This is a genomic window from Bacillus cereus group sp. MYBK216-1 (assembly GCF_051916495.1).
Lineage (GTDB): Bacteria > Bacillota > Bacilli > Bacillales > Bacillaceae_G > Bacillus_A > Bacillus_A thuringiensis_K.
In genome coordinates, this window is record NZ_JBQAGT010000004.1 from 127,153 (window position 1) to 148,357 (window position 21,205).

Below are 21,205 nucleotides of genomic sequence, written 5' to 3' on the forward strand. Positions count from 1 at the left end.
GGAATATGAATAGTAAACAATTAATTCTAGAAGCAATCGAAGCGCGTAAACAAGCGTACGTACCATATTCTAAATTTCAAGTAGGTGCAGCATTATTAACGCGCGGTGGAAAAGTATATCGTGGGTGTAATGTTGAGAATGCATCATATGGCTTATGTAATTGTGCTGAAAGAACAGCTTTATTTAAGGCGGTTTCTGAAGGAGATAAAGAATTTGTAGCCATTGCGGTTGTAGCAGATACAAAGCGCCCAGTACCTCCTTGTGGAGCATGTCGACAAGTTATGGTAGAATTATGTAAACAGGATACGAAAGTATACTTATCAAATTTACATGGTGACGTTCAAGAGACGACAGTCGGAGAATTGTTACCAGGAGCATTTTTAGCGGAGGATTTACATGAATAGAAAAGGTTATAAATCAGGTTTTGTCTCTATTATTGGCAGACCGAATGTTGGAAAATCTACATTTTTAAATCGTATTATCGGCCAGAAAATTGCTATTATGAGTGATAAGCCACAAACGACTCGTAATAAAATTCAAGGTGTATATACAGAAAATGATGCACAAGTTATTTTCATTGATACACCAGGAATACATAAACCTAAACATAAACTAGGCGACTTCATGGTGAAGATGGCGCAAACGACATTAAAAGAAGTTGATATCGTTCTGTTTATGGTTAATGCTGTCGAAGGCTTTGGTCGTGGTGAGGAATTCATCATTGAGAAATTAAAAGAAACGAAACAACCAGTATTTTTAGTAATTAATAAAATTGACCAACTTCATCCAGAGCAATTACTAGAGTTAATTGATCAATATCGTAAACTACATGAGTTTGCAGAGATTGTACCAATTTCTGCGTTAGACGGTAATAATGTGGACGCTTTAATTGGAACAATTAAAAAGTATTTACCAGAAGGACCACAATACTATCCAGATAATCAAGTAACGGATCATCCGGAGAGATTTATTATTGCAGAGCTTATTCGTGAGAAAGTACTACATTTAACACGTGAAGAAGTACCGCATTCTGTGGCTGTTGTTATCGATGCGATTCAAAAGCGTGAGGGTGGGGCAGTTTATATAAATGCAACGATTGTTGTTGAACGTGCATCACAAAAAGGAATCATCATCGGAAAACAAGGAAAAATGTTAAAAGAAGTTGGTAAACGAGCTCGTTTTGATATTGAAGCGCTACTTGGTTCTAAAGTATTTTTAGAAGTATGGGTAAAAGTGCAAAAAGATTGGCGTAATAAAATGTCTCAGCTTCGTGACCTAGGTTTCCGCGAGGATGAGTACTAAAATAGAGTCAAGCTGTAATCAGTGGATGGTTGGTTCATCCGCTGATTATTGGTTTTTATGAACTTTGATAAATTAGGAAAAATTTTTCTCACATGAAAATGGACAAAATGGGTCAATTTAATAACAACAAAGGAAATTGGTTTATAGGCTACGCTTATTGAGAAAGGTGGATTCTTATGCTAGATTTTACCTGGAAGTTTTTCTCCAAAACAGGAAGCATTGAAACGTACTTGCTTTTGAAAGAAATGGAAAAAGACGTAAACGATGAGATGGATCAACATGAAGAGGAGCTAGCGCATCTAGACTCTCCAATTTCTTGACCCGTTTTGTTCAAACCTTGGATGGTGACGAACATGTTTCAAAAAGTTGAGGGCATCGTTATCCGTACGACAGATTACGGAGAAACGAACAAGATTGTTACAATATTCTCAAGAGAACTTGGTAAGGTAAGTGCAATGGCACGAGGAGCAAAAAAACCGAAAAGCCGATTAGCATCTGTGTCGCAATTAATGACACATGGCCATTTTCTTATTCAAATGGGATCTGGGCTTGGAACATTGCAACAAGGCGAGATTATTTCAACTATGAAAGAAATTCGCGAGGATATATTTTTAACTGCTTATGCATCATTTATTGTTGAGTTAACTGATAAAGCAACAGAAGATAAAAAACATAATCCGTACTTATTTGAAATGTTATATCAAACGTTGCATTATATGTGTGAGGGTGTTGATTCAGAAGTATTATCATTAATTTATCAAACGAAAATGCTTCCAGTATTAGGGATGCGCCCGTACTTTGATACTTGTGCGATTTGTCATCAAGAAACAGACTTTGTCGCCTTCTCCGTCAGGGAAGGCGGTTTTCTGTGCTCACGTCATGCAGAGCAAGACCCATATCGTATACCGGTAGGAGAAGCTGTTCATAAATTATTACGTCTTTTCTTCCATTTCGATTTACATAGGCTCGGAAATGTATCGGTAAAGGATAGCACAAAAAAACAAATGCGTTTAGTATTGAATACATATTATGATGAATATTGCGGAATTTATTTGAAATCAAGACGTTTTTTAGAACAACTTGATAAGTTTCAAATATAATTTTGGACCGTATACGGTCCTTTTTACATACTTTCTTTTTCGAATAGCATATTTAGTATATAATATTTAAGAGATAGTATAACTTTTTTCGTTGTGCATTAAAGGTGGTGATTATCATAGAGCTGAATAAACGGCAAGAACATATCATTCAGATTGTAAAAGATCACGGTCCTATTACAGGGGAATCAATTGCAGCACAATTGGGTCTAACACGTGCGACGCTAAGACCAGACTTAGCAATTTTAACGATGGCTGGTTATTTAGAAGCACGTCCACGCGTAGGTTATTTTTATACGGGTAAAACTGGGGGGCAGCTATTATCTGAAGCTGTTAAGAAAATTAAAGTACAAGATTATCAATCTAGACCGGTTGTAATTGATAAAAATGTTTCCGTATACGATGCAATTTGTACGATGTTTTTAGAGGACGTTGGTACATTGTTCGTTGTAGATCAGATGACTCTATTAGTTGGTGTTGTGTCTCGTAAAGATTTATTAAGAGCGAGCTTAGGAAAGCAGGATTTAACCTCTCTTCCGGTTAATATTATCATGACAAGGATGCCAAACATTGCGATGTGTCGTAGAGAGGATTCTTTATATGATATTGCGATGGAATTAATAGAAAGACAGATTGATGCAATGCCAGTTGTAAAAGATACGAAACAAGGTTTAGAAGTGATTGGGCGAATTACAAAAACAAATATTACACGTGCGTTTGTAAATTTAGTAAATAACGAATAAGTGTAATTTGTTTAAAGTGAGGTAATGTAATGGATAATAAAATCGTATATGTCGTATCTGACTCTGTAGGGGAAACGGCTGATTTGGTTGTTCGAGCAGCAATGGGGCAATTCCCGTTTGCTCCTGATATTAGACGTGTACCGTATGTAGAAGATACAGGGACATTAAAAGAAGTGATTTCGATTGCTAAGAGTAATCAAGCACTTATATGTTTTACGTTAGTTAAGCCTGATATGCGCCAGTATTTAGTAACAGAGGCTGCAAAAGAAGGGGTAGAGGCATACGATATTATTGGCCCTCTTATTGATCAAATTGAAGAAATTACGGGGCAAGTGCCGAGATATGAGCCAGGTGTTGTCCGTAGGTTAGATGAAGAATACTTTAAAAAGATTGAAGCGATTGAGTTTGCTGTGAAATATGATGACGGCAGAGATGCACGAGGTATTTTAAAAGCAGATATCGTGTTGATCGGTGTTTCGCGTACATCAAAAACACCACTTTCCCAATATTTAGCTCATAACAAACGCTTGAAAGTTGCGAATGTACCACTCGTGCCAGAAGTTGACCCACCTGAAGAACTATATCAAGTGGCAAAAGAAAAATGTTTCGGTTTGAAAATTACGCCAGATAAGTTAAATCATATTCGAAAAGAGCGATTAAAATCACTTGGATTAAGTGACGGAGCAACATATGCAAATATTAATCGTATTCAAGAAGAAATTGATCACTTTGAGGAAGTAATTAGTAAAATAAATTGCCAAGTAATCGATGTATCGAATAAAGCGATTGAAGAAACAGCAAATATTATTGTGAATGCAGTGCAAAACCAAAAAATGTTTTAGCACATTTACCAAAGGTGAATGTGCTTTTTTCGCTCGTGTGAAATATGACACCTATGGATTTTGTAATAGATTGTATTGTAATGGTTATACTTATACTCCTTTGTCTTTTAGTATATTCAAGGTGTGAGTTTGTCATCCTGAAATGTAAGATGAAAAAATAAAGGGATATGTAGCGTAGTTGAAGAAAATATATTATAATAAAAAATTGTGATAAAAACCTATATTTTACGTTTAGACTTTAATTTTTCAGAATAAACTAGGGATAGGATTTACGAAAAAGACATGTAATTACGTTAAATCGACAAAATCTATACAAGAAAACGCACATTATGGAAGGATTCACAGAAGGGATGTAGAATACAGAAATATGCAAAACATCAACAACATATCAGTTGGTGTATATGTATGTCCCGTGAAGGCTGAAGTTGTGCAAGTTGGAGCGGAATTTCATGTCGGAATTTTGTTTGTCGCATCATATGCTCATCCTTTTGGAAAATAGCAAGGCAATTGGATCTTTGTAGATACTGAACAAAATGTAGTTGATTGTTATATGGATCAACATGGAAAAGTTACAGATCTCAAGGTCAAACAGTATATGTGGCTTGCTACTGTTCTTGTAAAAAGGTCTATATGTATTGTTTCTAAGAGATACATTTGTAACAGATGAGCAAATGTATACAATTTTATATAGCAAGTATGTATATGCGATTTATGCATATAAAGGACCTATAGGAAGGTTCAAAATCGTTTATACAATGTAATCGGCAACATTTTCTAACAAGTTTAGAAAAATATTGTCGAATTATAAAGGAATTTTTTAATTTATATCGAATACAAAATACGACACGGAGATGGAGTTATGGGGAACAGAATTCCCGAAGAAGTTGTTGAACAAATTCGGACATCATCCGATATTGTAGAAGTCATTGGTGAATACGTTCAACTTAGAAAACAGGGGCGTAACTATTTCGGCCTTTGTCCATTTCATGGTGAGAACTCTCCTTCATTCTCTGTTTCATCCGATAAGCAAATTTTTCATTGCTTCGGATGTGGAGAAGGTGGAAATGTATTTTCCTTTCTAATGAAAATGGAAGGACTGGCTTTTACCGAGGCTGTTCAAAAGCTAGGCGAAAGAAATGGAATTGCGGTTGCAGAGTACACATCAGGGCAAGGACAACAAGAAGACATATCTGATGACACTGTCATCATGCAGCAAGCTCATGAATTGTTGAAAAAGTATTATCATCATTTATTAGTAAATACGGAAGAGGGAAATGAAGCACTTTCATATTTATTAAACCGTGGTATTACGAAAGAAATGATTGAGAAGTTTGAAATTGGTTATGCATCACCTGCTTGGGACGCAGCGACGAAAATTTTACAAAAAAGAGGTTTATCGCTGTCTAGTATGGAACAAGCTGGCCTTCTAATAAGAAGTGAGAAGGATGGTAGTCATTACGATCGCTTCCGCGGAAGAGTTATGTTCCCGATCTATACGTTACAAGGTAAGGTAATAGCATTTAGTGGAAGGGCGTTAGGAGATGACACTCCGAAATATTTAAATAGCCCTGAAACGCCGATTTTTCACAAAAGTAAATTGTTGTATAACTTTCACCAAGCAAGACCGTTTATTAGAAAGCGTGGGCAAGTGGTTCTTTTTGAAGGATATGCCGATGTGCTAGCTGCGGTAAAAAGTGGTGTGGAAGAAGCTGTTGCGACAATGGGAACAGCTTTAACTGAAGAACAAGCAAAACTTCTGCGACGTAACGTTGAAACTGTTGTTCTTTGCTATGATGGTGATAAAGCAGGGCGAGAAGCGACGATAAAAGCAGGGCAATTATTGCTAAAAGTTGGTTGCCAAGTGAAAGTCACATCCTTGCCAGATAAGCTTGATCCTGATGAATATGTGCAACAATATGGCACTACTGCTTTTGAAAATCTTGTGAAATCAAGTGTGAGTTTTGTTGGTTTTAAAATAAATTATTTGCGTTTAGGGAAAAATTTGCAAGATGAGTCTGGCAAAGAAGAATATGTGAAAAGTGTTTTAAAAGAGTTATCGTTGTTACAAGATGCGATGCAGGCAGAGTCATATTTGAAGTCATTATCGCAAGAATTTTCGTATTCAATGGAAACACTTTTGAACCAATTGCACCAATATCGCAAAGAACAAAAGGTACAGCAAAAACAAATAAAGCAGGTTGCTAAACCGTCTCAAGTCGTTCAAACAAAACCTAAGTTAACAGGTTTTGAAAGAGCGGAAAGAGAAATTATTTACCATATGTTGCAAAGTGCAGAAGTAGCTGTTCGTATGGAATCCCATATAGAAGATTTTCATACAGAAGAACATAAAGGGATTTTATATGAACTATACGCATATTATGAAAAGGGAAATGAACCTTCAGTTGGAACATTTTTAAGTTGGCTCTCTGATGAAAAGTTGAAAAATATTATCACTGATATTTCGACGGATGAATTTATTAATCCAGAATACACTGAAGAAGTGTTGCAAGGCCATTTGGAGACGCTTAGACGGCATCAGGAAAAACTTGAAAAGATGGAGATCATCTTTAAAGTGAAACAAATGGAAAAAACAGATCCTGTAGAGGCTGCTAAATATTATGTAGCATATTTACAAAATCAAAAAGCGAGAAAATAGCTTTTTTGATAAATTTTTAGTATAATGAATGTTTGTATCTCGCGTAAGGAGGGGAACAGATGGCTGACAAACCAGCTCGTTCTAAACAAATTGAAACTGAAATGACCCTTGAGCAAGTGAAAGAACAACTCACTGAGCTCGGAAAAAAACGTGGCGTTCTTACATATGAAGAGATTGCAGAACGCATGAATGGATTTGAAATTGAATCCGATCAAATGGATGAATACTATGAATATTTAGGTGAACAAGGCATTGACTTAGTTGGTGATAATGACAACGAAGAAGGCCCTAATAATCGCCAAATTTCAAAAACAGAAGAAGAGTTTGACCTCAATGATTTAAGTGTACCACCTGGGGTTAAAATCAACGATCCTGTTCGTATGTATTTAAAAGAAATTGGTCGTGTAGACTTACTATCTGCAGAAGAAGAAATTCGACTTGCAACGCGTATTGAAGAAGGCGATGAAGAAGCGAAACGTCGTCTTGCAGAAGCAAATTTACGTCTTGTAGTAAGTATTGCAAAGCGCTATGTAGGCCGTGGTATGCTTTTCTTAGACTTAATTCAAGAAGGTAATATGGGTCTAATTAAAGCTGTTGAAAAGTTCGATTATCGTAAAGGTTTCAAATTTAGTACGTATGCAACTTGGTGGATTCGCCAAGCTATTACACGTGCCATTGCAGACCAAGCGCGAACAATTCGTATTCCAGTTCATATGGTTGAAACGATTAATAAGTTAATTCGTGTACAACGTCAATTATTACAAGATTTAGGTCGCGAACCGTCTCCTGAAGAGATTGGTGAGGAAATGGATCTTGCTCCAGAAAAAGTACGTGAAATCTTAAAAATTGCACAGGAGCCAGTTTCTCTTGAAACACCAATTGGTGAAGAAGATGACTCCCATTTAGGTGACTTTATTGAAGACCAAGAAGCAACATCGCCTGCGGACCATGCAGCCTATGAATTGCTAAAAGAACAATTAGAAGATGTGTTAGATACGCTAACAGATCGTGAAGAAAATGTTCTACGTCTTCGTTTCGGTTTAGATGATGGACGAACTCGTACGCTTGAAGAAGTTGGGAAAGTATTCGGCGTAACGAGAGAGCGTATCCGTCAAATTGAAGCAAAAGCACTTCGCAAATTAAGACATCCAAGCCGTAGTAAGCGTCTTAAGGATTTCTTAGAATAGGTTATTTTTTAAGTTTACTTCACCTTTGTGAAGTAAACTTTTTTATTTTGTTAATTTTTGTTAAAATTTAGCTGTGGGCAACGATTACAATTTCTTGTAATTTATTTTACAGAATTGTCTTTTGATTTGCAAATGCTCATTTTTCGATTTTTCGATTAATTTTGTTTATTATATACAAAAATATATGTAGAAAAGCGAAAAATATGATGAGAAACGTTAATAATTATCGAAATAATAAGCGATATGACAATAAAAAACAATAAACTGAATTTATGGAATATTTTTAACAAGTAGTAGTTTGCTCTTTTCTGATAGAGCGTTTTCAAGTACAATATAAATGACTGAATCATCTAACTATTTAGGGGTATAGAGGGGGGAGAAGAGATATGAAACGTAATCCGCTGATTCCGTTCGCTCTTATTGCAGCATTGGGTATTATCGTTATGTTTGTATTTTCATTTCAGGGGCTAAATAAATCTAAAGAGTTAGCTGATGCAAAAAATGGCGGGAAGCCAGCACAAACAGCATCAAAACCAGAGGATATTGTGAAGCAAAGCTGTACGAGCTGCCATGGTGATCAGTTACAAGGGGCAGTTGGACCTAACTTACAAAAAATTGGTGGGAAACTTTCAAAGGATGAAATTAAAGAAATTCTTTCGAAAGGAAAAGGCAATATGCCTGCCAATATAGTTCCAGCTGATCAAGCTGCTAAAGTAGCTGATTGGTTATCGAAGAAAAAATAAAGTTCCGTATGACAAGCCTTTTGCTTATGCAAAGGGCTTGTTTTTCTATATTTTCTAAAATACGATGAATGATAGAGTGGTGAATTGTTGTTATGGGCTTGCAACAACTACTATAAATTCATTATCATGGAGACAGACTGACAAGAGAAGGAGTAATGGAAATACATGAATGAAGTAAAGCTTTCAAAACGATTAGAAGAAGTTGTGCGTGAAATACCAGTAGGATCTACAGTTGCTGATATTGGATCGGATCATGCGTATTTACCGTGTTATACAATTATAAATAATATTGCTACAAAAGCAGTTGCAGGAGAAGTTGTAGATGGACCATTCCGCTCTGCACAAGCAACTGTAGCTGAAAGTGGCTTACAAGATAAGATAGATGTGCGTAAAGGGAATGGATTAGCTGTTATCGCGCCAGGAGAAGTAGATGTAATTACGGTTGCTGGGATGGGTGGAGCGTTAATTCGTGATATTTTAGAAAGTGGTAAAGAAAAATTAAAAGGTGTAACGCGTTTAATTTTACAGCCGAATATTGCAGCGCATCACATTCGTGAATGGTTTATTGAGAATGGATGGGAGCTTATCCATGAAAAAATCGTAAAAGAAGATGGAAAAATTTATGAAATTCTAGTAGGGGAGCGGGGAAACATCGCGTTGCCTTATTCTGAAAATAAACAAGCTGAATTGTTTATGGGACCATTTTTAATAAAAGAAAAAAGTGAAGCTTTTGTTGAAAAATGGGAAGGAGAATTAAAAAACTTCCAAAATATTTTAAAACAGTTAGAACGTGCGACTGATTCTGAAGAAACAAAAGCGAAACGTGAAGAAGTAGAAGCGAAAATGAAAATGATAGGGGAGATTTTATCATGAGTAAAATTCCGAATGGTCATGAAATAATTTCTTTATTTGAAAGTATGTATCCAAAGCATTTAGCGATGGAAGGTGATAAGATTGGTTTGCAGATTGGAGCGCTTAATCAACCTGTGCAGCACGTATTGATTGCTTTAGATGTAACGGAGGAAGTTGTGGAAGAAGCGATTCAATTAGGGGCAAATGTCATTATTGCTCATCACCCTTTAATTTTTAACCCGTTAAAAGCGATTCATACAGATAAGGCGTATGGGAAAATTATTGAAAAGTGTATTAAAAATGATATTGCAATCTATGCAGCGCATACAAATGTGGATGTTGCTAAGGGCGGGGTAAATGATTTACTTGCTGAGGCGTTAGGATTGCAAAATACAGAAGTTTTGGCACCAATATATGCAGAAGAAATGAAAAAAGTTGTTGTGTTTGTGCCAGTCACTCATGCAGAAGAAGTAAGGAAAGCATTAGGAGACGCAGGTGCTGGTCATATCGGCAATTATAGCCACTGTACGTTTAGTAGCGAGGGTACAGGCACATTTGTACCTCAAGAGGGGACAAATCCTTATATCGGGGAAACTGGACAGTTAGAACGTGTAGAAGAAGTGCGAATCGAAACGATTATTCCAGCTTCATTACAGCGAAAAGTGATTAAAGCAATGGTAACGGCGCACCCTTATGAAGAAGTAGCATACGATGTGTATCCGCTTGATAATAAAGGTGAAACGTTAGGCTTAGGAAAAATAGGATATTTACAAGAAGAAATGACGCTTGGTCAATTTGCAGAACATGTGAAACAATCATTAGATGTTAAGGGTGCAAGAGTTGTCGGTAAGTTAGATGATAAAGTGCGTAAAGTAGCTGTACTTGGTGGAGATGGTAATAAATATATAAACCAAGCGAAATTTAAAGGAGCAGATGTATATGTAACTGGTGACATGTACTATCATGTTGCTCATGATGCGATGATGCTTGGTTTAAATATAGTTGACCCAGGACATAATGTTGAAAAAGTAATGAAGCAAGGTGTACAAAAGCAACTGCAAGAAAAAGTGGATGCAAAGAAATTCAATGTTCAAATTCATGCTTCGCAGTTACATACAGATCCATTCACATTTGTATAAGAAAAATAAAAACCGTTGCTCCATTAGGGCAACGGTTTTTATTATTGTTCTTTTTTCACCTTTACGCGAGGTAATATCTTTTGTAACGGTACTTTTCGAACTCTTTCCCATGTAGCGGGATTCATTGGATTATATTGCTCTAAGAACGCGATAACTTCTTTTGTAATCGGCGTTGGTGTAGAAGCACCTGCTGTGACAGCTACGTTTTCTACACCTTGTAGCCACTCTAATTGAATTTCGCTTACATCAGCAACTCGATATGCTTTTGTACCCGCGATTTCTTGTGATACTTGTGCTAGGCGATTTGAATTGTTACTTTTCGGATCACCAACAACAATTGTTAAGTCTGCAACATCAGCTTGTTTAGCGACAGCTTCTTGGCGAACTTGAGTTGCTAAACAAATTTCTTTATGGAATTCTGCTGTTGGGAATTTTTTTTGAATGTCCTCCATTAAATGTTGAACATCCCATTGACTCATCGTTGTTTGATTCGTTACTAAAATTTTATCTGTTGGGATTTCTAATGTTTTTAAATCATCGGCTCTTTCGATAAGGTGAACGATGTCAGGTGCAATACCAACTGCGCCTTCTGGCTCAGGATGATTTTTTTTACCGATATAAATGACATGATATCCTTCCGCTTTTTTAGCTTCGATAAGATCATGCGTTTTGGTAACATCTGGGCAAGTGGCATCGATTGTTGTTAAACCTTTTTCTTTTGCGCGTTGTTTAACTTCTGGAGAAACACCGTGTGCTGTGAAAATAACAGTACCAGAATCAATCTTATCTAAAATTTCTAAGCGACTTGGACCGTCTAATGTGATGATTCCATCTTCTTCAAAAGCGTCTGTAACATGTTTATTGTGAACAATCATACCTAAAATATAAATGGGTCTCGGCAATGATTTATCTAATGCGGCGTTACGTGCAATTACCATTGCATCGACAACACCGTAGCAATAACCACGAGGGGAAATTTTAACAATTTTCATATGAGTAATCCTCTCCTTCTAAACAAGGGATACTTTTGTGCATAGTCTTTTACATTATAAAGGAGGAGTGGATAGAAAACAAAGGATTGTTACACATATAGTTTTGGTTTTGTTGCTGTTTGTTGGACTGGTTCTTTCGGTAACTCTTTTTGTATTACAGGTTCAATCACTATTTTCTTTCGTTTTCGTTTCTTTTTTTGAGGTGCAGGAGGCGGACTTTCTACCTCAACTGGCTCTGTTACATTTTCTGTTTGATTTTCTTCCGTGCTTTTTCCAGAGGTGAGGATTTTAACAATGCTTGGTAGACTACGCATAATAGGACCGTACTGTTCGACAACAGGACCTACAGATTGAACGACTTGGGATACTTTTTCGATGTTATTTATCATATTAGTTGGATTCGAAATTAAGTTCGAAAAAAAACTGCCGATGCCACTGCTTGCTGTTGCCGCAGCTGTAGTTGCGCCGCCGCGCGTTTCATTTGATTCATACATTTGAGGCGGTATCATTTGCTCAGGGTGTTGCTGCATGTATGGTTGATATTGTGGATGTTGCTGCGGATATTGTTGGTGGTATTGCTGCTGATATTGCTGTTGATATTGCGGCGGCGACGGTGGTTGCTGATGCATCATCGGTTGCCCTTCCATTTGTCGGTAAGGTGGAACCATTTGCATAAAAGGCTCGGTTGGATCGTGTTTTTTAAAAAGCTTGGCAAGAAAACCTTTCTTTTTTTGTACCATTGGTGGTAGTTGTGGAATTGGATATGGTGTATAAGGTTGCTGCCCTGGATTCGGATACATTTGCCTTGTAGGGGATTTCGGAAACATGTGAGAAATCCTCCTTTCTTCAGTTAGGTATATACACATACAATATGCAATAAAAGGGAAGAAGGTTAGTTTTTGAAGTGAAAACCTAAACTAAAGATGGATTTTACTTGTAGATTTCGATATAATGTAGACTTGACTGATTTGTGCGCGCAGTAGAAATTTTAGAAAGAAGGTGTAACTTATGACACAACAAACTTTTACACAGTATGATTTTAAACCATTTTTAATAGATGCAGTTCGTGAACTACGCTTTACAGAGCCGACAGGAATTCAGCAGAAAATTTTCCCGGTTGTGAAAAAAGGTGTAAGTGTAATTGGACAATCCCAAACAGGTTCTGGGAAAACACATGCATACTTACTTCCTACATTAAACAGAATTAATGCAAGCCGTGAAGAAGTACAACTTGTTATTACAGCGCCTACTCGTGAGTTAGCACAACAAATTTACGAAGAAATCGTGAAATTAACAAAGTTTTGTGCGGAAGACCAAATGATTACAGCACGTTGTTTAATTGGTGGAACTGATAAACAACGCTCAATTGAAAAGTTGAAAAAACAACCTCATATCGTAGTTGGAACACCAGGACGTATTAAAGATTTAGTAGAAGAGCAAGCATTATTTGTTCATAAAGCAAATACGATTATTGTCGATGAAGCAGACTTAATGCTTGATATGGGATTCATTCATGATGTAGATAAAATTGCAGCACGCATGCCTAAAAACTTGCAAATGTTAGTTTTCTCTGCAACAATTCCTCAAAAACTAAAACCGTTTCTGAAGAAGTATATGGAGAATCCAGAACATATTCATATCAATCCAAAACAAGTTGCAGCTGGAAACATTGAACACTATTTAGTGCCTTCTAAACATCGTAATAAAATTGATTTAGTGCATAAAATGCTACTTCAATTTAAACCGTATTTAGCAGTTGTTTTCACGAATACGAAAAAGATGGCAGACCAAGTTGCTGATGGATTAATGGAACGTGGCTTAAAAGTTGGACGAATTCACGGGGATTTATCACCACGTGATCGTAAAAAAATGATGAAACAAATTCGTGACCTGGAATTCCAATATATTGTTGCAACTGATTTAGCAGCACGTGGTATTGATATTGAAGGGATTAGCCATGTTATTAACTATGAGCTACCATCAGATTTAGATTTCTTCGTTCACCGCGTTGGAAGAACAGCACGTGCGGGGCATTCTGGTATTGCAGTGACGATTTATGATCCAGCAAACGAAGAAGCGTTAGATAGCTTAGAAAAACAACGTCATATCGAGTTTAAACATGTAGATTTACGTGGAGATGAGTGGGCAGATTTAGGTGAGCGTCGTCGTCGTAAGAGCCGTAAAAAGCCAAATGACGAACTTGATGTTATGGCAACAAAAGTTGTTAAAAAACCGAAAAAAGTAAAACCAAACTATAAACGTAAACTTGCAACAGAACGTGACAAAGTGAAGAGAAAATACAGCCATAAAAAAAGATAAGGGATTTCCCTTATCTTTTTTTTATCCTGCTAATTTAAATGAAGAGTATAGTCTGTCTAAATAGTCATATGAATTTGTGTAGTGCGTCTTTTGTGAACAAACAATTCACTACATATTTCTACAAATTATGCTATCATTATATCTATTGTATATTGAAGAGGTGATTGTATGTTAAAGATTGGATCTCATGTTTCCATGAGTGGTAAGAAAATGTTATTAGCAGCAAGTGAAGAGGCTGTTTCATACGGTGCAACAACGTTTATGATTTATACAGGTGCACCGCAAAATACACGAAGAAAACCAATTGAAGAATTGAACATAGAAGCAGGAAGAAAACATATGGAGCTGAACGGAATTGAGGAAATTATCGTCCATGCACCGTATATTATTAATGTTGGGAATACGACGAAGCCAGAAACATTCCAATTAGGCGTAGACTTTCTTCGCATGGAAATTGAAAGAACATCGGCATTAGGTGTAGCAAAACAAATTGTTCTTCACCCAGGAGCGCACGTTGGTGCTGGAGCAGATGCTGGTATTCAACAAATTATTAAAGGGCTTAATGAAGTATTAACGCCAGAACAGACGGTTAACATTGCGTTAGAGACGATGGCAGGAAAAGGAACAGAATGCGGTCGTAGCTTTGAAGAAATTGCAAAGATTATTGATGGTGTGAAATATAATGAAAAGCTATCTGTATGCTTTGATACGTGTCATACGCACGATGCAGGATATGATATTGTAAATGACTTTGACGGCGTATTAAATGAATTTGATAAGATCGTTGGTATAGATCGTTTACAAGTACTTCATATTAATGATAGTAAAAATGTACGCGGAGCAGGAAAAGACCGTCATGAAAACATTGGATTTGGTCACATTGGGTATAAAGCATTGCATCACATTGTACATCATCCACAGTTAATGCATGTACCAAAAATTCTTGAAACACCGTATGTAGGGGAAGATAAAAAAGATAAGAAGCCACCATACAAATTGGAAATTGAAATGCTGAAAAACGGCACTTTTGATGAAGGGCTTCTTGAAAAAATTAAAGCGCAATAAGGAGGGGAAATCCCCTCCTTATTTTAGTAGTTGCTGAAATAACGTATTTACTTGTTGGGCAGTGGCAGGGGAAGTTACTTTTGCGATCTGTTTTAAGAGCTCTAGTCGCTCGTTGTTATCGTAAATATTAATATTTTTACCCTTCATAAGTAAAACAATTTGATCAGCTTGTGCTGCTGTAATGGGAACTTCGTATTCTTTGCTATATTTTAATAACTCTTTTGTAGAAATATGATTTAATTTTTTATTAACAATTTGTTTAATGAGGTTCATCTTGTTATCCTCCTTCACGCGTTCTTCTATCGAAATATATGAGCATGTAGCTTGTACATATTCGTATGGAGTTTCTTTTTTCATGAGGAAAAGAAGCGTATGTTATAATATAAGAACGAAACTACAGAAAAAGAGTACAGGGAGGGCTTATGGAGCAAAAGCAACATCGAAAAGAAAGTGTTATTCATCTCATTTATCGTTTAGTTATGATTATTTTTGGAGCAGCATGCGCGGCGGTAGCAATTGAACTATTTTTAATGCCAAATAAAATTATTGATGGTGGAATTATTGGTATTTCTCTTATATTAGATTATCTTACTCCTAACATTTGGTGGTTAAGTTTTTCTACTTTAGTCGTTGTTCTCAATATCCCATTTATGTATTCCGGTTATAAGCAAATTGGAAAAACATTTATGTTATCTTCGACATTTGGTATTGTAGCGTTAGCTTTCATTGAGTCAACGTTACATGCGGTACCACCATTTACAACAGAACCTATTTTAGCGACAGTGTTTGGTGGTCTTATTTTAGGGCTTGGTGTAGGACTTGTAATTCGTCATGGTGGATCGCTAGATGGAACTGAAATTATGGGGATTTTATTAACGAAGAAATTACCGTTCTCTGTTGGTGAATTCGTAATGTTTGTGAACTTATTTATTTTTGCATGGGCAGCATTTGTGTTTGGTGTGGAACAAGCGATGTATTCTGTTATGACGTACTATATCGCATTTAAAACGATCGATACAGTAATTCAAGGGCTAGATGAAACGAAGGCGGTTTTAATTGTATCTGATCAATATGAGGAAGTATCAAACGCGATTTTGCATCGTCTTGGCCGTGGAACTACAAAGCTTGTAGCGAAAGGTGGTTACACGGATAAAGAAAAAGAAGTTATTTATGCAGTTGTAACGCGTCTAGAAGTGACGAAGTTAAAATCAATTGTGCATGAAATTGATGAAAATGCGTTTGTTACGATTATGAGCACGCAAGAGACAAATGGTGGTAAGTTTAAATCGGCTATTCACTAAAAAGTTTATAGGAATATTTTTCGAAAGCAGAGAATTTTTCTCTGCTTTTTGTTATAATAGTAAGGTTTCTTGAAAAAATAGATATATTTTAGTCAGATTGGTTTACAACTATAATAAGCTGTACTATAATTCAAATAGATATAAATCGGAATCATTCTGAATTAAAATAGGTGAGATGCTATGAATAATATATTAGAAATTGAAGGTTTAACATTCCGATACGAAGATCGGAATGTGTTAGAAAATATTAATTTGCAAGTTCCGAAGGGAGCTTTTTTAGGTTTAGTGGGACCGAATGGTTCAGGTAAATCAACTTTACTTAAGTGTTTATTAGGTGTTTTAAAGCCAAAAGAAGGAAGCATTCGCGTGTTTGGCGTTGATAGTAAGAAGTTTAAGGAATGGAACAAAGTTGGTTATGTATCCCAAAAGGCAAATAGTTTCAATTCTGGTTTTCCAGCAACTGTTTCTGAAGTTGTGTCAATGGGACTTGTTTCGAAAAAAGGGCTTTTTCGCTTTTTCACAAAAGAGGATAAGAAAAAGGTAGAAAAAGCAATTGCTGATGTAGGGATGAGTGAGTTTCAAGGTCGTAACATTGGAGAGCTTTCTGGTGGACAGCAACAGCGTGTATTTATTGCTCGTGCGCTCGTTAGTGATCCTGAATTGCTTATTTTGGACGAGCCTACTGTTGGAATCGATGTAAAAAATGTGGAAAGTTTTTACGAAATATTAGAGGATTTAAACAAAAGGCTCGGGATCACATTAATTCTTGTTACTCATGATATGGGAGCTGTTACTGAAAAAGTAACACATGTTGCATGCCTAAACCAACATCTACATTTTCATGGAAATGTAGAGAAGTTCCGAGAGTTAGAAGATGCAGAAATGTCCGTTTTATATGGACATCATGTTCATCGTTTAGAACACGAACATGAGCATCACGGGAGGATATAATGATACAAGATTTTTTACAATATGACTTTTTACGTAATTCTTTATACGCAGGTATTTTAATTGGACTTGTTGCACCACTAATTGGTGTGTTTGTTGTTATTCGTCGTTTATCTCTTATTGCGGATGCATTAAGTCACGTGACGTTATCGGGTATTGCAGCAAGTTTATTACTTGAAAAAACCATTTTTACAGGTGGATTTTTAAACCCCTTATATATGGGGATGATTTTCTCGATTGGTGGAGCGCTACTAATCGAAAAGTTACGAACTGTATATAAGCACTATCAAGAATTAGCAATTCCGATTATCCTTTCGGCAGGGATGGGGGTTGGAGTTATTTTCATTTCACTTGCAAATGGATTTAACACAGACTTATTTAGTTATTTATTTGGTAGTGTCAGTGCTGTAACAAGTACAGATTTAATTATTATTGGGATTGTAGCAATTGTTGTTGTTGCGACAATTATTTTATTATATAAAGAGCTGTTTCTATTATCATTTGATGAGGAATACGCAGTATCAACTGGTTTAAGAGCGAAATGGATTCACTTTATTTTCATTATATTAGTTGCTCTTGTCATTGCAGTATCAATGCGTGTAGTAGGGGTTCTTCTCGTATCATCATTAATGACGTTACCAGTTGCAGCAAGTATTCGTATTGCTAAAGGATTTAAACAAACAATTTTCTTTTCCATTTTATTTGGTGAAATTGCAGTAATTGGTGGAATGTTTGCTTCGTATCAACTTGATCTAGCGCCAGGTGGTACAATTGTTATGATAGCAGTTCTTATTTTAATCGGTGCGATTTTATGGAAGAAGAAAAAAACTGCATAAAGTAGGGATAGGTATGAATCTAACAGAAGCTTTACGCCTAATGAAAGAAAAAGGATACAAACATACTGGAAAAAGAGAAGAGATGCTCAGATTATTTGCAGCACATAATCGTTATTTAACTGCGAAAGATGTTTTAGAGCATATGAAAGATGATTATCCAGGGCTTAGTTTTGATACGATTTATCGTAACTTAACAGTTTTTGCTGAGATTGGTGTTTTAGAACAAACGGAATTAAATGGTGAAAAACATTTTCGTTTTACTTGTTCTATTATGGAACATCATCATCATTTTATTTGTTTGGATTGTGGAGGAACGAAAGAGATTACTTCCTGCCCAATGGATTTTATGAATAAAGATTTTACCGGTTATGAAGTAACGGGTCATAAGTTTGAAATATATGGTCGTTGTCCAAAATGTGCAAAGTAAAAGCTCGTCGGTTATATAACTGACGAGCTTTTTTACGTAGAAAAGAAGGTTGCTCACAAATATTGTGGCAACCTTCTTTTTATTGTTCTTGCGTCTCTTTTTCTTTTTCTCGTTCAGCAGCCATTTCAGCAGCAATTACGTCGATTTCTTTTTTCAGTTCTTCTACCATTGTTTCTTCTGGTACTTTACGAACGACTTGCCCTTTACGGAACAATAATCCCTCTCCACGTGCACCGGCAATACCGATATCAGCTTCACGAGCTTCACCAGGGCCATTTACAGCGCAACCAAGTACCGCGACTTTAATTGGTACTTGAAGTGTAGAGATGTATTCTTCCACTTCGTTAGCGATGCTAATTAAATCGATTTCAATACGACCACAAGTTGGACAAGAGATAAGTGTTGCTGCGTTAGATGCAAGACCGAATGATTTTAATAGTTCACGAGCAACTTTTACTTCTTCAACTGGATCAGCACTTAATGAAATACGTAATGTATTTCCGATGCCTTTATTTAAGATTGCTCCAAGACCAGCAGCACTTTTTACAGTTCCGGCAAACAATGTTCCAGATTCTGTAATACCTAAATGTAATGGATAATCAAAAGCGCGAGCAGCTTTCTCATATGCTTCGATTGCTAAGTTAACATCAGAGGCTTTCATAGATACGATAATATCGTGGAAATCTAAGTCCTCTAAAATTTTAATATGATGTAGCGCGCTCTCGACCATACCATCTGCAGTTGGGTACCCGTACTTTTCTAAAATGTGACGCTCTAATGAACCAGCGTTTACACCAATACGGATTGGAATACCGCGCTCTTTTGCTGCATTTACAACAGCTTCTACTTTATGGCGACGACCGATGTTACCTGGATTGATACGTACTTTATCGATGCCACCTTCAATTGCTTTTAAAGCAAGGCGATAATCAAAATGAATATCAGCAACAAGTGGAATGTTGATTTGTTTTTTTATATCAGCAATAGCATCTGCTGCGCGTTCATCTGGAACGGCAACGCGCACGACTTGACAGCCGGCTTCTTCTAAACGCTTGATTTCAGCAACTGTTGCTTCAACATCATGTGTTTTTGTTGTTGTCATACTTTGTATAATTAATTCATTATTACCGCCGATTGTTAAATTACCGACTTTAACTGGACGTGTTTTTGTACGATGAGTCATTTCATTCACGAATAGATCGCTCTCCTTATAAAAGAAGTTTCTTATTTAGTCCCTCATATCAATGATAGTATACGTGATATAGGGCTATAGAAACCGAAGTACTCGGTTTCACTTTTACTATTGTATCAGCGCCTTTATGTAATTGACAAGGATTAAGTGATAGCTTATTGATATAAGGGGAATTTATAAGACTTTCCAATTTGTATTTTTGTAGCAGATGTACTTTTGTTTAATTGTTTAAAGTCGTCAATGACTTTTTCTATGGAAGGAATTTTTTTCTTATTAATTTGTTCTGTAATAGAAAGAACTGTCTCACCAGTTTTTACTTCAATTGTTTTATAAGATACATCCGTTTCTTTTTCTGTTTTGTTCTCTTTATTTTGTTGGCTGTCTGTGTTTTCTTTTTTAATCGTTTGAGCAGTAGTTGTTTTTTTATATGCACTTAACATCGGTAAAGTACCGATTTTTATATCGTAATAAAATATATAACCGAGAACAAGCACGAATAGGAATATACCTAATCTCTTCATATTCTTCACTCCTTTGCTAGGAATATATGCTTGTCCAAAAAAAAAATGCCTATTTAGGCATTTTTTATTTTTCTTTCGGTTTGGGTACCTCTTTAATCGTTAAGTATAGAACGATTAAAACAACAGCGATATAAATGAACGTTGCCCCAGGTACGACGATTTTGAATAAATCCATAATCATGAAGAAAATGGTTGGGATTGTGTAGCTATATGCAGTTAGTGTCCAAACTTGTTTATAGGATAGTTTACGTTGACCGCTCATAGCAGAACCGATGAACGCAAGTAAAGTCACGCCTACAAAAGTGATGAATAATTGGAATAGGTACACTAAAAATCCAATAACAAATAATAAAATTGGGTAAATATTATCGAATAAAGAAATAAATTCCTGTAGATCTTTTTTCTCAAGAGATGCACCTAACAAATCGTTATAAGAATACGTTTGTGTTTGACCATTTCCCATAGAGACTACTTTATCTTTTAAAACAAATAAACCTGTTTTATTTTGATATTTTTCTAGGTCTGTTGAATTTGGATCAAATACGAAAAGTGCATTTCCTTCTTCTTTTTCAATAGGTTGATCAATATCGGCTTTTAGTTCGCCATTTTCAATTTTAAAATCAGGTAAATCTTTATCGATGACTTGATTTACCATGCCTACACCATCCTGGATAAAACTACCGTACAAAAAAGTTCTTGGAATAGTAGTAATTAAGCAAAGTAGCATAATATACAAAATGGTTTTACCGATTTTTTGAAAACGGAATAGCGCCATATCTTTAGGCGAGTATATGCTTTTTACGAATTGGGTAAATATGGACATAGATTCACTTCCTTTATGTATGTATAAAATCATTGTAACGTAGGAATCTAGAGAATCTCAAGATATATTATATTTACATATAGTGGAGATAACTAAATTTCTTTTTATTAACTTTCTTCTTTTAAATAAGAAAAATACAATTGACACTTTTCTTTTCTATATGGTAAATTTATCTTACCTTTCTTAAAGGGCATATCCGATAGGAATTCCTTTATTTGAT

At 36.0% G+C, this 21,205-nt stretch carries 24 protein-coding genes; 18 read left to right on the forward strand and 6 right to left on the reverse strand.

The annotated features are described in order from the left end of the window. Positions 1-5: 5 nt before the first annotated feature. From ACTFRH_RS15050 to ACTFRH_RS15105, 12 genes are all read left to right on the forward strand, one after another. A complete protein-coding gene (locus ACTFRH_RS15050) occupies positions 6-404 on the forward strand; it encodes a cytidine deaminase (protein WP_001086285.1) in 399 nt (132 codons plus the stop codon). Then, entirely contained in the window at positions 397-1,302 is a 906-nt protein-coding gene (gene era / locus ACTFRH_RS15055) for a GTPase Era (RefSeq protein WP_001080229.1), read from the forward strand. Before ACTFRH_RS15050 ends, era begins: the two co-directional genes overlap by 8 nt. A gap of 176 nt (positions 1,303-1,478) precedes the next feature. Beyond that, positions 1,479-1,622, forward strand: coding sequence for a YqzL family protein (locus ACTFRH_RS15060; RefSeq protein ID WP_000883924.1), 144 nt, complete (start codon positions 1,479-1,481; stop codon positions 1,620-1,622). A gap of 33 nt (positions 1,623-1,655) precedes the next feature. Further along, complete coding sequence (gene recO, locus ACTFRH_RS15065) at positions 1,656-2,402, forward strand: DNA repair protein RecO (protein WP_000487011.1); 747 nt, start codon at positions 1,656-1,658, stop codon at positions 2,400-2,402. 107 nt (positions 2,403-2,509) lie between these two features. Continuing rightward, on the forward strand, positions 2,510-3,142 hold the full coding sequence (locus ACTFRH_RS15070; RefSeq protein WP_000583756.1) for a helix-turn-helix transcriptional regulator: 633 nt from the start codon (positions 2,510-2,512) through the stop codon (positions 3,140-3,142). 29 nt (positions 3,143-3,171) lie between these two features. Next, positions 3,172-3,984, forward strand: a complete 813-nt coding sequence (locus ACTFRH_RS15075) for a pyruvate, water dikinase regulatory protein (protein WP_000368944.1) — start codon at positions 3,172-3,174, stop codon at positions 3,982-3,984. A gap of 367 nt (positions 3,985-4,351) precedes the next feature. Then, positions 4,352-4,483 (forward strand): hypothetical protein, encoded by a 132-nt coding sequence (locus ACTFRH_RS15080; protein ID WP_003302665.1) that lies wholly within the window; start codon positions 4,352-4,354, stop codon positions 4,481-4,483. Positions 4,484-4,843: 360 nt separating this feature from the next. Next, positions 4,844-6,640 (forward strand): DNA primase, encoded by a 1,797-nt coding sequence (gene dnaG / locus ACTFRH_RS15085; RefSeq protein WP_000528220.1) that lies wholly within the window; start codon positions 4,844-4,846, stop codon positions 6,638-6,640. Positions 6,641-6,699: 59 nt separating this feature from the next. Next, positions 6,700-7,827 carry an RNA polymerase sigma factor RpoD gene (gene rpoD / locus ACTFRH_RS15090; protein WP_000764065.1) on the forward strand — a complete coding sequence of 376 codons (1,128 nt, stop codon included), beginning with the start codon at positions 6,700-6,702 and terminating at the stop codon, positions 7,825-7,827. Between the two features lie 386 nt (positions 7,828-8,213). Beyond that, positions 8,214-8,570, forward strand: coding sequence for a cytochrome c550 (gene cccA, locus ACTFRH_RS15095; protein WP_000828141.1), 357 nt, complete (start codon positions 8,214-8,216; stop codon positions 8,568-8,570). Positions 8,571-8,735: 165 nt separating this feature from the next. After that, positions 8,736-9,443 carry a tRNA (adenine(22)-N(1))-methyltransferase gene (locus ACTFRH_RS15100; protein ID WP_001006535.1) on the forward strand — a complete coding sequence of 236 codons (708 nt, stop codon included), beginning with the start codon at positions 8,736-8,738 and terminating at the stop codon, positions 9,441-9,443. After that, positions 9,440-10,561: a Nif3-like dinuclear metal center hexameric protein gene (locus tag ACTFRH_RS15105; RefSeq protein ID WP_000036252.1), complete on the forward strand. Its 1,122-nt coding sequence runs from the start codon at positions 9,440-9,442 to the stop codon at positions 10,559-10,561. The genes ACTFRH_RS15100 and ACTFRH_RS15105 overlap by 4 nt, the downstream gene beginning before the upstream one ends. A gap of 41 nt (positions 10,562-10,602) precedes the next feature. On the opposite strand, the gene ACTFRH_RS15110 is transcribed toward ACTFRH_RS15105, so the two are convergent. Continuing rightward, positions 10,603-11,553, reverse strand: coding sequence for a 4-hydroxy-3-methylbut-2-enyl diphosphate reductase (locus ACTFRH_RS15110; protein WP_000706662.1), 951 nt, complete (start codon positions 11,551-11,553; stop codon positions 10,603-10,605). Between the two features lie 89 nt (positions 11,554-11,642). Continuing rightward, a complete protein-coding gene (gene vrrA, locus ACTFRH_RS15115) occupies positions 11,643-12,380 on the reverse strand; it encodes a VrrA/YqfQ family protein (RefSeq protein WP_000484172.1) in 738 nt (245 codons plus the stop codon). 181 nt (positions 12,381-12,561) lie between these two features. Here vrrA and ACTFRH_RS15120 point away from each other — a divergent pair, with 181 nt between their 5' ends. Next, entirely contained in the window at positions 12,562-13,872 is a 1,311-nt protein-coding gene (locus ACTFRH_RS15120) for a DEAD/DEAH box helicase (protein WP_000194018.1), read from the forward strand. Positions 13,873-14,040: 168 nt separating this feature from the next. Beyond that, positions 14,041-14,937, forward strand: a complete 897-nt coding sequence (locus tag ACTFRH_RS15125) for a deoxyribonuclease IV (RefSeq protein ID WP_000912460.1) — start codon at positions 14,041-14,043, stop codon at positions 14,935-14,937. Positions 14,938-14,955: 18 nt separating this feature from the next. Here ACTFRH_RS15125 and ACTFRH_RS15130 read toward each other — a convergent pair whose 3' ends face one another. Then, entirely contained in the window at positions 14,956-15,210 is a 255-nt protein-coding gene (locus ACTFRH_RS15130; protein ID WP_001048954.1) for a DUF2624 domain-containing protein, read from the reverse strand. Positions 15,211-15,359: 149 nt separating this feature from the next. Here ACTFRH_RS15130 and ACTFRH_RS15135 point away from each other — a divergent pair, with 149 nt between their 5' ends. From ACTFRH_RS15135 to ACTFRH_RS15150, 4 genes are all read left to right on the forward strand, one after another. Continuing rightward, complete coding sequence (locus ACTFRH_RS15135; RefSeq protein ID WP_000435963.1) at positions 15,360-16,238, forward strand: YitT family protein; 879 nt, start codon at positions 15,360-15,362, stop codon at positions 16,236-16,238. Between the two features lie 180 nt (positions 16,239-16,418). Next, on the forward strand, positions 16,419-17,189 hold the full coding sequence (locus ACTFRH_RS15140) for a metal ABC transporter ATP-binding protein (RefSeq protein WP_001059662.1): 771 nt from the start codon (positions 16,419-16,421) through the stop codon (positions 17,187-17,189). Then, positions 17,189-18,022 (forward strand): metal ABC transporter permease, encoded by an 834-nt coding sequence (locus ACTFRH_RS15145; RefSeq protein ID WP_000613815.1) that lies wholly within the window; start codon positions 17,189-17,191, stop codon positions 18,020-18,022. The genes ACTFRH_RS15140 and ACTFRH_RS15145 overlap by 1 nt, the downstream gene beginning before the upstream one ends. 13 nt (positions 18,023-18,035) lie before the next feature. Next, positions 18,036-18,449 (forward strand): Fur family transcriptional regulator, encoded by a 414-nt coding sequence (locus ACTFRH_RS15150; protein WP_001054516.1) that lies wholly within the window; start codon positions 18,036-18,038, stop codon positions 18,447-18,449. 79 nt (positions 18,450-18,528) lie between these two features. Here ACTFRH_RS15150 and ispG read toward each other — a convergent pair whose 3' ends face one another. The 3 genes from ispG to yqgB all read right to left on the reverse strand — a co-directional run bounded on the left by ispG (position 18,529) and on the right by yqgB (position 20,985). Further along, positions 18,529-19,632, reverse strand: coding sequence for a flavodoxin-dependent (E)-4-hydroxy-3-methylbut-2-enyl-diphosphate synthase (gene ispG / locus ACTFRH_RS15155; protein ID WP_153577907.1), 1,104 nt, complete (start codon positions 19,630-19,632; stop codon positions 18,529-18,531). Positions 19,633-19,796: 164 nt separating this feature from the next. Beyond that, complete coding sequence (yqfZ, locus tag ACTFRH_RS15160) at positions 19,797-20,162, reverse strand: protein YqfZ (RefSeq protein ID WP_000825404.1); 366 nt, start codon at positions 20,160-20,162, stop codon at positions 19,797-19,799. A gap of 64 nt (positions 20,163-20,226) precedes the next feature. Next, positions 20,227-20,985, reverse strand: a complete 759-nt coding sequence (gene yqgB, locus ACTFRH_RS15165; RefSeq protein ID WP_000021894.1) for a protein YqgB — start codon at positions 20,983-20,985, stop codon at positions 20,227-20,229. Positions 20,986-21,205 lie beyond the last annotated feature (220 nt).